Here is a 996-nt window from a genome sequence, read left to right on the forward strand (position 1 = left end):
TGCTGGTGCCGGCGCCGCGCGCCGTGACCGGGATGCCTTCGCGGTGGGCGATGGTCATGATGGCCGCCACTCGGCGGTAGTTTCGGGCAGGATCACCGCCTCGGGCATGGCCTCCTGCACGAAGGCGTCGTAGGAGTAGGCCAAAAGTGCCTCCGGGGTATCGATATAGCGTCCGGCGCCCACGATGGCCTTGAGTTCGGCGGCTGTATTGTCACGCAACATGGTTGTTTCTCCAGATTGGCGGATTCGGAAAAAGCCCGATATCGGCGTTACGCTCATCCTTCGTCACTGCGGCGTACGCCAGGTACGCCTCCCTCCTTAAGGATTCGCAAGCCTTGATCTCGGGCTTTTTGCGAATCCGTCGGAACAGTGACCTTTTACGCGTTCATGAAAAATTAGAACATAAAAAGCAACCAAAATTCACCGGCATCCTTTAAGAGACGACCGCCAGCACCATGTTGTGGCTGTGCGGATATGCCCCATCCCAAAAGCGCCCTGTCTATTGACAGGCGTGGTGGCCGCCATTAGTCTGACGGATTCATAAGCCATGACCATTTTTAACGAAAGCGGCAATGACGGACCCTCTAAGTGCGAATGGGAGAAAATCCATGCGGCGATCTTTTGTTTCCAATGCCGGCCGACAATCCGGCCGGGCACGGGTGAGCCGTTTCCGGCTGCTGGCCTCGACCTTTTGTTTCGTGCTGGCGATCACGGGCTGTTCCGGTGACGCCTCGACCGTTGAGCCCCCCGCGCCGGTGCCGATTGCCATCGGCAGTGTCCGGCATGTCAAAACCCTTCCGAGAGTTCCGGTCAGCGGCACGGTGGTCTCCCCCTATGAACCGACCCGCATCGCCTTTCTGGTGGCGGGAAAGGTGCGCGATGCCCTTTTCCGGGAGGGGGCGTATGTGCAAAAGGGCGAATTGATGGCCGACCTGGACCCGTCGGATTACCGCTTTGCCGTCGAGGGGGCCGCGGCAGCGGTGCGCCAGGCCCGGG

General features: G+C 60.1%; 1 protein-coding gene and 1 pseudogene. One reads left to right on the plus strand and one right to left on the minus strand.

The genetic code is table 11. The features are described 5' to 3' along the window. Positions 1–54 precede the first annotated feature (54 nt). Positions 55–222 carry a hypothetical protein gene (locus JCM12296_RS39515; RefSeq protein WP_157068215.1) on the minus strand — a complete coding sequence of 56 codons (168 nt, stop codon included), beginning with the start codon at positions 220–222 and terminating at the stop codon, positions 55–57. A 386-nt stretch (positions 223–608) separates the two neighbouring features. Here JCM12296_RS39515 and JCM12296_RS35160 point away from each other — a divergent pair. Continuing rightward, positions 609–996 (plus strand): annotated as a pseudogene (locus JCM12296_RS35160) (biotin/lipoyl-binding protein); the annotation flags it as partial.

The sequence above is a fragment of the Desulfosarcina cetonica JCM 12296 genome (assembly GCF_001311845.1).
In the GTDB taxonomy this organism is placed as follows: Bacteria; Desulfobacterota; Desulfobacteria; order Desulfobacterales; family Desulfosarcinaceae; genus Desulfosarcina; species Desulfosarcina cetonica.